General features: G+C 48.7%; 15 protein-coding genes. 7 read left to right on the forward strand and 8 right to left on the reverse strand.

From position 1 onward, the window contains the following. Positions 1 to 512: 512 nt before the first annotated feature. The 3 genes from PN498_RS15140 to PN498_RS15155 form a co-directional block, all read right to left on the reverse strand. Positions 513 to 1,097 carry a hypothetical protein gene (locus PN498_RS15140; RefSeq protein WP_272063662.1) on the reverse strand — a complete coding sequence of 195 codons (585 nt, stop codon included), beginning with the start codon at positions 1,095 to 1,097 and terminating at the stop codon, positions 513 to 515. Positions 1,098 to 1,440: 343 nt separating this feature from the next. After that, on the reverse strand, positions 1,441 to 1,914 hold the full coding sequence (locus PN498_RS15150) for a transposase (protein WP_272063663.1): 474 nt from the start codon (positions 1,912 to 1,914) through the stop codon (positions 1,441 to 1,443). Positions 1,915 to 2,049: 135 nt separating this feature from the next. Continuing rightward, complete coding sequence (locus tag PN498_RS15155) at positions 2,050 to 2,445, reverse strand: helix-turn-helix domain-containing protein (RefSeq protein ID WP_272063664.1); 396 nt, start codon at positions 2,443 to 2,445, stop codon at positions 2,050 to 2,052. 101 nt (positions 2,446 to 2,546) lie between these two features. On the opposite strand from PN498_RS15155, the gene PN498_RS15160 reads away from it, so the two are divergent. The 4 genes from PN498_RS15160 to PN498_RS15175 all read left to right on the forward strand — a co-directional run bounded on the left by PN498_RS15160 (position 2,547) and on the right by PN498_RS15175 (position 4,796). Further along, complete coding sequence (locus tag PN498_RS15160; protein WP_272063666.1) at positions 2,547 to 2,678, forward strand: hypothetical protein; 132 nt, start codon at positions 2,547 to 2,549, stop codon at positions 2,676 to 2,678. A 131-nt stretch (positions 2,679 to 2,809) separates the two neighbouring features. Then, complete coding sequence (locus tag PN498_RS15165) at positions 2,810 to 3,007, forward strand: hypothetical protein (RefSeq protein ID WP_272063668.1); 198 nt, start codon at positions 2,810 to 2,812, stop codon at positions 3,005 to 3,007. After that, on the forward strand, positions 3,008 to 3,259 hold the full coding sequence (locus PN498_RS15170; RefSeq protein ID WP_272063669.1) for a hypothetical protein: 252 nt from the start codon (positions 3,008 to 3,010) through the stop codon (positions 3,257 to 3,259). It abuts the gene before it with no gap. Between the two features lie 523 nt (positions 3,260 to 3,782). After that, a complete protein-coding gene (locus PN498_RS15175; protein WP_272063670.1) occupies positions 3,783 to 4,796 on the forward strand; it encodes a type I glyceraldehyde-3-phosphate dehydrogenase in 1,014 nt (337 codons plus the stop codon). 38 nt (positions 4,797 to 4,834) lie between these two features. Here the strand turns inward: PN498_RS15175 and PN498_RS15180 are convergent, their stop codons facing one another. From PN498_RS15180 to PN498_RS15200, 5 genes are all read right to left on the reverse strand, one after another. Next, entirely contained in the window at positions 4,835 to 5,299 is a 465-nt protein-coding gene (locus PN498_RS15180; protein ID WP_272063671.1) for a DUF4079 domain-containing protein, read from the reverse strand. 12 nt (positions 5,300 to 5,311) lie between these two features. Continuing rightward, a complete protein-coding gene (locus PN498_RS15185) occupies positions 5,312 to 5,938 on the reverse strand; it encodes a pentapeptide repeat-containing protein (RefSeq protein WP_272063672.1) in 627 nt (208 codons plus the stop codon). After that, the gene (locus tag PN498_RS15190) at positions 5,935 to 7,347 is read right to left on the reverse strand and encodes an HD domain-containing phosphohydrolase (RefSeq protein WP_272063673.1); all 1,413 of its coding nucleotides are present in this window, start codon (positions 7,345 to 7,347) and stop codon (positions 5,935 to 5,937) included. The genes PN498_RS15185 and PN498_RS15190 overlap by 4 nt, the downstream gene beginning before the upstream one ends. Before the next feature lie 145 nt (positions 7,348 to 7,492). Next, the gene (locus PN498_RS15195; protein WP_272063675.1) at positions 7,493 to 8,257 is read right to left on the reverse strand and encodes an LmeA family phospholipid-binding protein; all 765 of its coding nucleotides are present in this window, start codon (positions 8,255 to 8,257) and stop codon (positions 7,493 to 7,495) included. 392 nt (positions 8,258 to 8,649) lie between these two features. Continuing rightward, positions 8,650 to 9,366 carry a DUF3120 domain-containing protein gene (locus PN498_RS15200; RefSeq protein ID WP_272063677.1) on the reverse strand — a complete coding sequence of 239 codons (717 nt, stop codon included), beginning with the start codon at positions 9,364 to 9,366 and terminating at the stop codon, positions 8,650 to 8,652. Between the two features lie 300 nt (positions 9,367 to 9,666). Here PN498_RS15200 and PN498_RS15205 point away from each other — a divergent pair, with 300 nt between their 5' ends. The 3 genes from PN498_RS15205 to PN498_RS15215 all read left to right on the forward strand — a co-directional run bounded on the left by PN498_RS15205 (position 9,667) and on the right by PN498_RS15215 (position 13,730). After that, entirely contained in the window at positions 9,667 to 10,917 is a 1,251-nt protein-coding gene (locus PN498_RS15205) for a ferrochelatase (protein WP_442951425.1), read from the forward strand. Positions 10,918 to 11,524: 607 nt separating this feature from the next. Further along, positions 11,525 to 12,559: a hypothetical protein gene (locus PN498_RS15210; RefSeq protein WP_272063678.1), complete on the forward strand. Its 1,035-nt coding sequence runs from the start codon at positions 11,525 to 11,527 to the stop codon at positions 12,557 to 12,559. Then, entirely contained in the window at positions 12,543 to 13,730 is a 1,188-nt protein-coding gene (locus PN498_RS15215; RefSeq protein WP_272063679.1) for a glycosyltransferase, read from the forward strand. Before PN498_RS15210 ends, PN498_RS15215 begins: the two co-directional genes overlap by 17 nt. The last annotated feature ends 78 nt before the right edge of the window (positions 13,731 to 13,808 follow it).

Below are 13,808 nucleotides of genomic sequence, written 5' to 3' on the forward strand. Positions count from 1 at the left end.
ACAGCATCCGAGCGCGGCGGGTGCAAAAGGGGGGCCTCACAGCAGGATTAGGTCGCAGCCGTGGGGCTTTAGCAGTAAGCTACACGCCAGGGTAGATGGCTTGGGCAATCCTTTGGAGTTGTGAGTGAGTGGGGGTGAGTGCCATGACATCACGCAAGCATTGGCATTAGTGGAAAGTTACCCAGCCGAGGCGGTGTTAGTGGACCAGGCTTATGATGCTCAATCGTTTATGGACTGGCGATAGAAGTGGTGATTCCGCCTCGCCAGCACCGTCAGCAGCCGTGAGAGTATGATCATCATCGCTACGGTGAACGTCATCTAGTGGAGTGCTTTTTCAATAAACTCAAGCGTTTCCGACGGATTTTTACGCGTTACGACAAGCTTCTACGCAATTACTTGAGTTTTGCCTACATCGGCGCGATGCACATCTGGTTCAGATGAAATGTCAACACCTCCTAGTCAGATGGCTTAAATGTTCTATCCTCTACAGCAGCTAGTCAATTTAGGGCTATCTAAGTTGTGGCGTCACCCCATCGAGAACGATTTGGATTCTCAGGGTCTACAAGAGGACACCTCTCAGTTGCCATTAAAATCTTTTTGGAAACCACACAACCACAGGCTGCGCAAATCCGCCGATCACTATCTGCAAAAGCCCTAGCAATTTGGTAGGGAAAGGAGTTTGGTGGTTCTGTCAGCTGATCACAGCTCAAGCACGCAGCTTTTCGCCTTTCAGCAATTTCGGGTTTTGTTTTTTGAAAGCCAGCTGCTCCCCATTGAAGCAACGCCGCGCTACTTTTTTTAATGACTGATACAGTGGATGTCACTGAATGTGTATCCCCCTCACCTTCGCCTAACGACTGATCCGTTGGTTCAAATGCTAGATTTACGGGATCGTCAAGAAGACGGTCTCGCCAATCTGGAAAATTACGAACCGATATCAGCCTTTCAGCAAAAGCTGAATCAGCCAATACACGTAAGGTAACTGCTCTTGTAGCAGGGCCCTTCAATTTCAATATTTCACCAAGCTTGTCTCGCGCTTCTCCAATTGTCTCAGCTTCACATACTGACTCGAGAAGACTTTGGAAAGATGAGTGCATTACCTGCTTACCATTGCCTACAAAATAGAATTTAACCTAGCTCAAATTTGAGGTCTTCTAAGATTACTAGTAAACCTCATCTCATCATCGTAAAAGAGCAGATGTAAATCAGGGCATCTTTAATGAGCGACTTATGCAATTCTTTAAAACACCAGTCTAAACAGTGGCTTAGTCTACAGCTTTTCTCAGTCTAGAGAGGTGCAGTAACAGCAATTTGCGAACCAGTTTTTGATGTCTTCCAAAGAAATTGCTTCAAATGCTTTCTCCAGAGTTTTAGCCAAGTCGATACTACGTTCTCGCTTCGAGTGATCGTAGTATCGACTTGACCTTGGACCAGAAATTTTCAATCGGCGAGAAATCGCGTGAGCAATACCAACTGGAAATGATGATAAGCAAAAAACCGTGTTCTAAAAAGCCGCTTGTAGCAGAGCATCCACAATGAAATAAGGATGTTAAGGATTGCACCTGAACCAGAGTCAACTGGCTTCATTCGAGCTCTACTCGTTGCCGAAGCCTCTAACGACGGAAAGTTTTCGCCCTTCCATTGTCCTTTGAGATGTTGCCATAGTCGTTCAACGGCATTGAGTTCGGGACAATGAGGGGGATGAAAAATCGGAATGATGTTCTCTGTCCAATTGAGTTTCTTGGCCCGATGGGCCGGAGCCCCATCGACCTGCATCATGGCCACGGTCTCTCCCAATTGTTGAGAAAGGTCATCGAGAAATTGCTGAAAGTTCTCGCGATTGAGTTGGCCGTAGGTTTGGGTCCACTGCCAACCGCTCAGGGGCTCGACGACGCCATAGAGCCAGAAGGCCATGCCACTAAAATTTAGGTTTTATCCCAGGTGCTGTAATCACGCGCTGAGTCTCTATTTTGCGACCAATGCGACTTTCATCCTGAGCTAAGTAGCGCAGTTGAGGAACGTTGAGCAGGGTCTGTAGCTCCAGCAGCACTAGTTGAAAGTTTTTCTTAACTGCTCCACGACATCTGGGGATTGTTTTAGACTTTGGGGTCTAGAAACCTTCAATTTGGTCTTCAGCTTCTCTCGCACAAAGCGATTCACCGTATTGTACTTGAGCTCTAGCCCGCATTCCTGTTTCAACCACTCCACGATCGCGCCGTAGCTACTGAAGCCCTCTTCGGAGGCCAATCGCTGTTTGAGTTTCTCTAAGCTCTCACCTTGAATTTTCGGCACCGCTCCGGGCGCTGTTTTCTCCTCTAATAGTGCTGACAGTCCGCCGTTGCGGTAGCTGGCTATCCAACGGGTCAACGTTGCGGGGCTGCGACCGAATCGCTGGTTCAGCTCTTGACGCTGGCTGACCTGACCTGTTTTGATCCACCAAAGCATCAGCAATCTTTCTTTTTGAGCACCACTTTTAGCGGGAGCAGGTCACTTTCTTGGGAGAAAAATTAGAGTGAGGCTGTAGCTAACTTTTGAGGGGTGCCGTCATGACGCCGGAGGAACGCCAAAAACTCTCACAGTGCCGTCAACGCATCGCGGAACTGCTGTATCACGAAGCCTGCGAGCAAGACCAACCGATGGTGAATTTGGGAGCCATCGCATCTACGGTGCGCGCTTAAGTGCAAGAGCACGTTACGCCTGTGATTGGAGAGTTTTTTGCCAAACCGTCACCGGCACAGACGAAGGGTGCCCTCGGCACCTAAAGAGCATTCTAGGCTGGTTATCCCTCAGTAGTGAACAGGCCAAACAGTTGGGTGTCCGGCCCCGGCAACAGGTCAGTCCTCACTTGGAACTCTGCTGTTTGCGCCAAAGTGCGATTGTCTCTTATGCCCAAGCCGTCAAAGAAATTGAAGTTCAAACCGGACGTCAAGTGAGTGATAAAACACAGCAGCGTTTGGAAGAGCGTCATGATTTCGAGTTGCCCAGCAGTGAGGTCTCCGTCGAGTAAATGAGCCTTGATGGCGGCATGATTCGCCTGTGTACACCACTGGGAGAAGCGGCTGAGTGGCGCGAATATAAAGCCCTGAATTTAGGCGAAACGTTCCACCGTCTAGTGATGAGAATACGCAATCGTGATCTGATGGAGTGTTTTTTCAATAAATTTGAGCGTTTCCGACGGATTTTTATGCGTTACGACAAGCTTCTGCGCAATTACTTGAGTTTTGCCTACATCGGCGCGATGTACATCTGGCTCAGATGAAATGTCAACACGTCCTAGTGACTTGCAATGGCTAAAGTTAAAGCGGCAGGCATTTGAGTCAAGCGCCCCATTCCCTTTTCCCTGCTCTTTTAAGCCATTAAGGTGTACTTGACCAGGCTGCCTAGGGTTACCTATCGAAACTTTATTCAACAACGAGTTCTGCGATAGATATCTATATAAATGTTGTGTGAATTCTGTTAGCAATCTCTGACCCGTTTCGGACAGCTTTGGTCAACATAGCTCATAGGGAGGAGAACGTTGACCCCTAACTTGAGCAATGAATGCATACTGTCTTCTGCTTTAAGCAACATCTCATCACGCGCCAGCTTTCAGCCATTTCAACCCGTCACTAATCAAATGCCAATGGCAAATTGGCGAGCCGGATCTGACTTGGAACCAAATTATAAATTCCCTCTCGCTCAGTTACGGGATGTCTATAAATGGGTACAGGCTTTGCGATATGATATTTTCGTCTAGGAAATGTTACCTATTGAGTCTTTGAGTGCACAGAGGGTAAAGCGCAGTGATTAGAGTAGCAATTAATGGTTTTGGACGTATCGGGCGGAACTTTCTGCGTTGCTGGTTGACTCGTGAAGATAGTCAACTTGATATCGTTGCTATTAACGATACGTCTGATCCCCAAACAAATTCACATCTGTTGAAGTACGATTCTATGTTGGGTCGTTTAGATGCTGATGTGCAAGCTGGTGAAGATAGCCTGATCGTCAATGGTAAAACTATCAAGTGCTACTCTGACCGCAACCCAAACAATCTTCCTTGGAAAGCATGGGAGATTGACCTAGTGGTCGAGTCCACTGGGGTTTTTCGCAGCGTAGAAGGTGCTTCTCGCCATATTGAGGCAGGTGCCAAGAAAGTTTTGATTACGGCCCCTGGTAAGGGAAGTGGCATCGGTACTTTCGTCATGGGTGTTAATCATGAGGATTACGACCCTAGCGATTTCAATGTTGTCAGTAATGCAAGTTGTACAACAAATTGCCTAGCGCCTGTTGTCAAAGTCCTTCATGAGAGCTTTGGCATTGTGAAAGGAACAATGACGACAACCCACAGCTACACCGGTGACCAGCGTTTGCTAGATGCTAGCCACCGCGATTTACGCCGGGCTCGTGCTGCTGCATTGAACATTGTTCCAACGACAACTGGTGCTGCCGAAGCTGTTGCTAAGGTTTATCCTGCGGTTGAAGGCAAGCTGAACGGGATTGCCCTGCGCGTTCCTACTCCTAACGTTTCTGTCGTGGATCTTGTCGCGCAGATCGAAAAGCCTGCGATCGCCCAGCAGATTAACGATGCGTTTAAGGCGGCAGCTGAAGGCAAACTAAAAGGGATTTTGGGCTACAGCACCTTACCTTTGGTGTCCATTGACTATCGAAAGACTGATGAGTCCTCCATTGTTGACTCCAGTCTGACCATCGTCTTAGGTGGTGACCTAGTTAAAGTCGTCGCCTGGTACGACAATGAGTGGGGCTATAGCCAACGTGTGGTTGACTTGGCTGAACTCGTAGCTCAGAAGTGGAGCTAAGCACGTTCATGGGTTAGGGGTGCGATAACATCGCACCCCTACGGCAAATATTTTTGAACAACAACCCACCCGGACCAAGAAACCAACGCAAGGGCGAGAAATAGCAGACCATTAATAGTGAGATGAAGCGATCGTGCCCATGGCTTTTGAGGGTGGTTAATCTGTTTTGCTGACCAGGCAGATGCCAGAGTGAGACTCACGACCGTTAGTCCGACGGGCAGATGTACTGAGTGGCCGAGATTTCCAAAGTGTCCTAGAGTGCCGACAATTCCAATCGTTAGTAGCAGCAGAACAGCTAGGACTAGCAGGGTCCCTAGGCCAACATGAATGCGGCGCAGAGTAGGTAACTTAAGCTGAGAAGGCAGCGGTGGTACGGTTTCTCCTTGGAGTCTCCGATAGCGTATCAAACCACCCAGGACTAGTAACGAGAAGTATAGAACAAGGGTCAGGCCCATTGACCAAGCCGCTATTTTCCAAAGCCATAGAAAAGAAGGTAAGTTCACAGGAGTTCACCTTCAAAAATGATCTAGTCTTTCTACAATGCCGCCTGCTGTTGCCGCTCCTTTCAGATTCGCGCCATCCCATACGGCCCCTTCCCCTTCAGTACAGACCAGGTTCGCGTCTGAAAAATTAACGCCTCGCAAAATTGCGCCACTGAGGTTAGCTTCTTCTAAATTGGCTTGAGACAGGTCAGCGCCTGCAAGGTTGGCGTTACTAAAGTCAACCTGTTGTAAATTTGCGCCGCTCAAATTGGCTCCCCGTAGATCAGCTCCCCTGAAATCAGCCCCATTAAGGTTGGCTTTGCTCAAAATAGTACCTGCCATGAAAGCACCGGCAAAGCTGGTTTGATGAAAACGAGCTTCCGTAAAAAGGGCTCCTTGAAGCTCGGCATTCCGAAAGTCCGCATTCTCCAAATCAGTGCCGCTCAGATCAGCCCCTCTCAGATTGCCTCTCAAGCTACTTCGCTGCAAATTGGCACCAGCCAAGGCAGCACCAGCTAAATTTGCTCGTGTGAAATTGACGTCTGCTAAGTTCGCTCCAGCCAAATCGGCCCCAGCCAGTTCAGCTTCTATGAGATCCTTCTGCTGTCCTTCACGAATGGCAGAAAGATTGAGTTGGGAAAAGTCGGAAGACACGTTCATGAGGCAATATCTGAGCTCAGGCGACCAGAGCTAGAGGCTTCTTCTAGCCAAACTTTAGGCAACTGACTAGGACGGTCTGGAAGCTGCATCATGCCAAGTTCTGTTAATCGAACAACGGTTGTGAGGTGTTCTAGCAAAACGGGGTCAAAGCGAGTGCCACTGTGAGTATGGCATTTCTCTAGGGCTTGGCTCAGACTCATTGCTGTGCGATCGCCTCTAGGCTGGGTTAGTTCTTGAAAATAAGCCGCCAATCTCAAAATGCGAGATTCTAAGGGGATTTCTTCTCCCCGTAGGCCATCAGGGTGGCCACTACCATCCCAATTTTCTAGCTGGTGAGCCACGATTACCCGTACAGGTTCAAGCTCTGCCATGGCCGATAGTAGCTGTTCGCCGAGATAAGCGCGATTGTTCCAGGTGACCAGATCCGAATCTCGAAGTTGGCTAGCAGGGCGTCGAAAAACTTCCATAGGGGCTTCTGCTAAGCCAATTCTGAAGAGGAGACCGGCTAGTCGTAATCGTCGCAGACTCAGCGTTGGCAGATCCAAAATTTGCCCCAACGTTTCTGATAAAGCTGCAACTTGCAGAGATGCGACAGGATTATCTTGATCTCGCTCATCGACTCGCTGAGCCATGCGCAAGAAAGCCTGTAGCTTGTTGGCGGTTAGGTTACGGTTGATGCGTAAGGCGTGTCCCTCTAACTCCCAAAGCTCACGAGCTTGCCGATTGGCCGTAATCAAATGTTCTTGACTGTCCTGCAAATAGCTGACGATTCGAGAGACAACGCTGGTTAAGTCGACAGGAATTGTGCTGGGGCAAGACTTTAAGTTGGCCTGCATTTGCTCCAGCCGATCCGCTAATAGCTCGTCATAGGGCCGCATGCGCTTGATCAGGATTGAAGCCGCAGCCTCCACCGCCGTACGATCAAACGTCCAGAGACCATAAAACTTACGTTCTACATCACTGGTTGGCTGGCTGTCTGCTTGATATTCTTCTTGAGACAACTCATGACAAAGCACCATAGCCGTATAGCCAGGGGCCACAATAATGAGATTCCACTCATTTACCAGACTATCTTGACGCTCTAGCTCTACTAGCGAAACGTTATCAAGCTGGCTGGTTTTGTGAGTTTCAAATCCACTATCAGCACACGCCGCGATCGCCACATGCTTCGAGCATTGAGCAATGTCAAAGTAGCGATCAGCCTCTTGCAGATACCATTTTCCTTCCTGGAACGTTACCAGTACCAGAGGTTGCTGATCGGATAAATGACTCGCACTCTGGAGAATGTGATCTTCAAGGGCGTGGCAGAGAGCAATCAGCGTATTTTTGAAATAAACGCGGTACGTATCTGGTAATTGTCCTGAGGGCAATGCGTCCTTTAGCTGATTCAGTGTAGATTCTGCATCCATCCCGTTTTATGCCACGTCAATCAATATGCCTAAGTCCGTCAGTGTTCCACGGGTACTTAAACTAGGAAACTCTATTTATTGTACTGGAAGTCGGTTGGGTGAGAGGCGAGAAACTATAGGTATCCGCCTATCTGTTAAATCCTTTCTATGCTGCTTTAGCAGCTCGTTTAGGGAAATCAGTTATCTTGGCGACGCCGTACATCGTCATTTGATGGTTACGAAGCCGTAGCTGATCGACCCTGAGCTGCATCCCGTCTAGGGCAAATTTGTCTAAATCGAGCAGCGCATTCAAATGGTCGACAAGCGCCTCACTCAGCTCTTTATTGTCTGACTCTTCACCATAAGTCACTTGTACAAATTGAATCTTACGGCGCTCTTTGACTTCAACTTTAGCTGTGAAGTCAATCGTCGTTGGTTCAGCAGCTTGGCCAACGCGAACGTCGCTACAAAGCCGTAGCGTGCGATCGCCCACAATCTCAAGGTGAGTTTTCTCAAAATGCAGCGGTTCGCCCTTGAATTGAAACTGCTGCATCTTCTCAATTAGAAATGGGGTATTGAACGAAGCATTGAGATCTTCTTCGCTCAGAACGATCCGCATGTTAGCTTGGGTCGCCTGCTTGAGCTTGACTTGACCTTTGAAAATAGCCCCAAAGTCTATCGAAACGGCTTGAACATAGAATTCCATCGATTGGACACGTAGACCGCTATACATCAGCAGCCCCTGTCCCAGAAAATCGAAGCCGTCCACGCTTCCCTGGAACAACTTAGCAACCGGCTCAGCCCGTACAACCGCTTCTAGCTTCTCTGTCTGCTTAAACAGGGCAGAAATTGCGGCAGTAACGGCTCTGCTGACGACGCGATCACCACTCTGACCGGGTACGGGCAAGTTACCAAACACGATTGATGTCATCTCGCCTTACGTAAAACATATGCTTCCATTGTAACTTTTTGTAAAAAACTGTTGATAAATCTCTGAATAAAAATCCTATAGCTGACATAAACAATGAATATGCCGCAAAGTAGAGTGTTGCGCTTTCTTGTAAGAGTAGCTTACTGCTTCCCCTTTTTGTAAAGCCCAACTGAGCATGTTTGGGTGACAAGGGGTGTCAGAAAGGCGTTGCAATAATTATGGTCTGTAAACCAAAGGTATTTAACCTTCCGCTGCATCATCTGCCATTACTTCGCAGCGTTAGGAGCATCCATAGAGATGTTGTGGAGCACATGCTTCAGCTGTCAGCTTGGCCAGAAGCTTGAGTAGACATCTTGAAGTGGTAAGATGTGGCATTTTTCCTAGGCAGCGACTCAGAACTGTGCCAGAGCTACGAATAAGCTGTCAACAAGTAGCGTCCCCAAGAGGGTGCCGCTGAATATCCAGTCTTCACGGCGCGCTGATCGCCAACTCATCCAGGCTAGCCACAACAGCAGCAAACCAAACGTTGCAGCGGCGATCGCTCCTTCCATAGTCTGAACTTCAGCAAACCCCATACGGATAATGTCAAAAGCTTGATCTGGCGGTGCTGCCATCAACCTGCGCCAATAGGGCATTAGCTCCATCCAGTAGAAATAGAGGTCGGTAGCGGCTGTTCCCAACAGTGATCCCAGGTAAAAGCAGTGTCCAACTCTAGCCCAGCCTTGATATAGCCCCCATAGAGCAACGGGTAACCCGAGAGATTCAATTGGCAAATGCCACAGGGGTTCCCAACGGAACCAGCCCCAGTAAACTGCACCGGCTAACCAACTCAAGCTGAAGCCCAGTAGTAAATCCCCTATGAATTCTGTTTGCTTTTTCTGGGACAAATGATAGCTGAGCCATACCCAACCTCCGGTAAGTGCCACGCTGAACCCTGGTGCTACACGAACCAAAGGTGCTTCAAAGAAAACCGGAACAGAAACGAGCAAAATTCCCAGACTGACCCCTATCCAGGGATGCCGAGGGTTGAGAAGGAGGGCTTCTGCCGCGATCTCGATGTGCTTTGTGGCAAAAGAGAAATGAGGATCTTTTTGAAACCTGTTCGTCAAGGGTAGAGCCCTGTCAGGGGCATTGGAGTCATTCATGCAAGCGCGTTTTCTCGTTTTGTTTTGAAAAGCCTTGCTAAAAGTTGTTGATGGAACCAAGCAAAGCCTTCAAATTTGGCCTAGGTTGAATCGAGTCGGGCGGAAACGTGTTCTCAGTTTGGCGCCCACTCGCCAATCCAAATAGGCTTAGAATATTCTTAAGCCTGATTCCCCCCTGGGGGGATATTAGCGTATAAAGGAAAGACCCGCAGCCCCAACGAGGACTATGCGGAATGATTTTCCAAGAATCAACGAGGAAAAGTTTTGGTCACTACCACTCAAAACTCCCAAACCAGTCTTCATATTTCAGATACCCAACCTTCACTCAAGCAAGATAGGGTCGCGGTTCTCCTAATTGGGTACGGAGAAGTCGAAAGTTATGACGATTTTGCGAATTACAACGAGCAAGCTTTGAATTTGTTGACGGCTAAGTTTGCTCCTGTGCCGACTTGGGTTTATCCTCCCTTGGCCAAGCTCTTGGCAGCGTTCGATCTGCATGAGTGGAGCCATCAGCACGACAAATTTATCTCGCCACACAACGCTATTTTCGAGAAGCAGCGAGCCGGAATCGAAAAAGAGTTGCAGACTCAGTGGGGCGATCGCGTTCAGGTTTTCAAGGCATTCAACTTCTGCAAACCCTATTTGCCTCATCAGGTTCTGCAAGACATCAAAGATCAAGGATTTAGCAAATTACTGATCTATCCGCTACTGGTTGTGGATTCAATTTTTACCAGCGGCATTGCTGTCGAGCAGGTGAACAACGCCTTAGCTCAACTCAGTGATGGAACAGAGCACTGGGTTAAAGGTGTTCGCTACATTCCGTCCTTCTTTGACGAGCCTGCTTACCTTGATTTGATGGTGCAGATGGTTGAAGAAAAAATTGCGGCTGAGTTGGCTCAGGCCTATCTGCCTTCTCAAATCGGCATCATTCTGATGAATCACGGCTGCCCCTTTGAAGCTAAGGGGTTCACTTCCGGTATTGATGAAAGCCAGATGCTATACGAGCGGGTTCGCGAGCGCTTAATTCATCGCTATCCTCTCATTTCAGTGGGTTGGCTCAACCATCAAACTCCCATGATTAAGTGGACGCAGCCTAATGCCAAATTAGCGGCCAACAATTTGATTGAGTTGGGTGCTAAGGCCCTTGTCATGATGCCCATTGGGTTTGCAACTGAAAATCATGAAACATTGTTAGACGTAGAGCACATCATCGAGAATGTGCAGTCTAAGCACAAGGATGTGACTTTTGTGCAGATGCCTTGCGTCAACGACCATCCGGCATTCATGAAGATGGCAGCCGATTGGGCGAATGCCCAGGTGAGTGATTTACTTGAGGAGGAACCTCTGGCGGTGAATCCCGAATTAGCGATCGCCCAGGCCCAACATCATAGCCATAGCCATTCCCATAGTCATGGTCACAGCCACCAAAACGGCCATAGCCACACTAATGGGCATAGCCACGGCAATGGTCACGGTCATTCCCACAGCCATCACGGGCATAGTCACCATCACTAGATCAAGAACGGTATTCAAAGCTAGAACATCTGGGTATCTAGTACACTGCGGCAGAAATAGGCCCACCATTCAAAACACTGGGAAAGCTTATCTGCCTTAGGTTTGTAGAGCCTTGCTCTTCTCGCAGAGTATTCTGCATTTTGAATTCTACTTAGCGGTACTAGGGCTTGCGATATCCAGGGCTTTGTGGATTATGGGAATCCATGTAGGGACGCGATTATCGCGTCCCTTTCGTCTTTAAAGGCTGGCCCTTCCGAACTGCTTTCGATCAGCTGGTAATTCCACAGAGACGGCTGGGCATTCTGAAACCGGGGTGATTCTGAGACAGAAGAGTTTCTTATAGCCTTCGCCAGCTCCGTTAGAACAAGACGGCGAGCCATCTGGCGATGTACTCAGCACTCAAATGCTGCTTGGTGCACCAGCCTAGATGACTAAAGCTATAAATTACGACTTACGCCAATAAGTTGTTGAAATCGAATGATAGGTCAAGTGGGCTCTGCCTAGCCGACCTATGGATATTTTCCGTAAGCCTTCTCAGATTGTCTTCGCCTTCATCGACTAAGCTGACCTCTTGTTGAGCAGCCTTTTCAGCCTTGTGGAGTACGCTATGGCAGTTCCCGTTTCGGTCTGGATTTTGGCCGCCAGAACGGATTTACCTTATCTGGCTAAAACCATTCCTCACCAAATGAAGGTGTGTGATTATCCCTTTGTCGAAAAAGTTTTAGCCCTAGACACTGCGCCACTGTCGGGTGATAAGCTAACGCGCTACGGCACGGGCAGTCAGTCAGAAGTGCGAGAAGCTTGTCAAAAGCTGGTTGATGCTGGCGTGATGGATCGGATCGAAGAGATTGATTACGATCCAGCTCTAGTGGAGACAATCTACACAAAATACTTTGGTGCTGAGCAAGCCCGTCATATGAGGGGACATACCCATAACTGGAAAGGGTCCACCGTTTATGCGTCTCTCTACTGCATTGAGCAGGCTGCATCAGATTGCTACCTGCACTTTGATGCAGACATGCTGTTGTATCAAGCGCCTGACTTTAACTGGATTACTGAAGCCGTCCAGCTCTTAAAGGACATTCCTGAAATCGCAGCTATGCGCCCTTTGTGTGGTCCGCCGCACCCAGATGGCAAACTGTTTCAGAAGCATGTTTATCGCCACGACTCTAGGGGATTCTATGCCCACGATGTCTTTAGTATGCGAGCCTATCTGGTCGATCGCAGGCAGTTCGCTCGCCTATCTCCTATTCCCCTGTCTTGGAAATATCAGCCGATGTGGTCTCGGTGGTTGCCCAAGCCGCTACAGTCTCTCAGCGCCAAAGTAGAGCGTCGTCTGCGAAAAAATACGACTTCCGTTGAGGGGGCGATCGCATCCTTTGAACCGATGACCAGCCAGCGTTTGCAGGAGACAGACTTCTTTCGAGCGGATCTGTCCTCTCCTAAGGCTTGGACGATTCATCCTGCCAATCACTCTGCTCAATTCATCGAAGCGCTGCCCCAGCTTATTCAATTCATCGAACAAGGTCTCTATCCTCAGGAACAAGCAGGCCATTACGACCTCAAACTGGATGCTTGGTTGACGGAGGCATTTCTCCAGGGATCAGCGCCTAATGGGAGCAATTATGCAAACAAGTGCTAGGAAAAAAATTGCCCTTTGGCAGCCCTATTTCTTGGGAGGAGGCGCTGAGGCTGTCGCCTTGTGGACCCTTCAAGCTCTCCTTGAGGACTATGACGTGACGCTACACACGTTGTCGCCCGTGGATTTTGGCTGGCTCGATAAGATGTATTGCACGCAGTTGGCGGATAAGTCTATTCACGTCCAGGCTCAACTACCAAACTGGTGGGCTAGCTCGTCTGCTGATTTTCTACTGTCTAATAATCAGCAAACACGAGTAGCTCTTATTTATTGGAGTATTCGATGCTTTAAGCAGGTTGCTCATCAGTACGATGTCGCTTTTTCTACGTTCAATGCCTTGGACATGGGTGTGGCAGGGATGCAGTATCTGCACTGGGTCCATGTTCTAGAGCGATATCCAGACCAGGCAAAACCGCTGCAAAACCTGTTGATGAAGTGGACTCATTTCTCTCACGAGCAGCTGGCTGAAAATTTCTCGATCGCCAATTCTCAGTTCACCGCCGATCGGGTTGAGAAAGCATACGGCATTAAGTCGCAAGTCGTCTTTCCACCCGTAACGACCGAGATTGTGTCTCAACCCTGGGAACAGAAGGAAAATGCTTTCCTATGCAGCGGCAGAATTGTGGAAGCCAAGCAAACCCACCGGGCCATTACGATTCTCAGAGCCATTCGAGACAAAGGCTTTGACGTCAAACTCCATATTACTGGTGGCGGCGGCGGTGTCTATGCAAATGGCTATGTCCGCAAAGTGCAAAAACTGGCTCGCGAGAATGCTGACTGGGTCTTTCTCCATCAGAATTTGGCCTATCAAGACTATCTGAAGGTGGTTGCCTCCTGCCGTTATGGCATCCATTACAAACCCGAACCCTTCGGCATCTCGATCGCTGAAATGCTCAAAGCCGATATGATCCCCTTCGTTCGATCGGTTGGTGGCCAGGTGGAAATTGTAGGCGCTGAAAACGCCGCTATTTTGTTTGCAAATGAGCCTGAGGCCATTGAGAGAATTGCCAATGTGCTGAGGAATGAGGCTTTGCAGGTGGACTTGCGGCGATCGCTCCACCAGCGCAAACAACTCTTCTCCACAGAGCGATTTATGGATGAAATTCGATCCAAGGTTGATCAATATTTATCAGCAGGGGCTGATCTTTCCCCATTACCTCTCTCTTCTCAATGAGAGCATAGTCAGTATGAGCCATCGAGACCTCTTCCACGATGCTGTCAGACATGAGCTAGAGAAAGATCAGTTGGTACA

Source organism: Oscillatoria sp. CS-180, assembly GCF_028330965.1.
GTDB lineage: Bacteria > Cyanobacteriota > Cyanobacteriia > Phormidesmidales > Phormidesmidaceae > Halomicronema.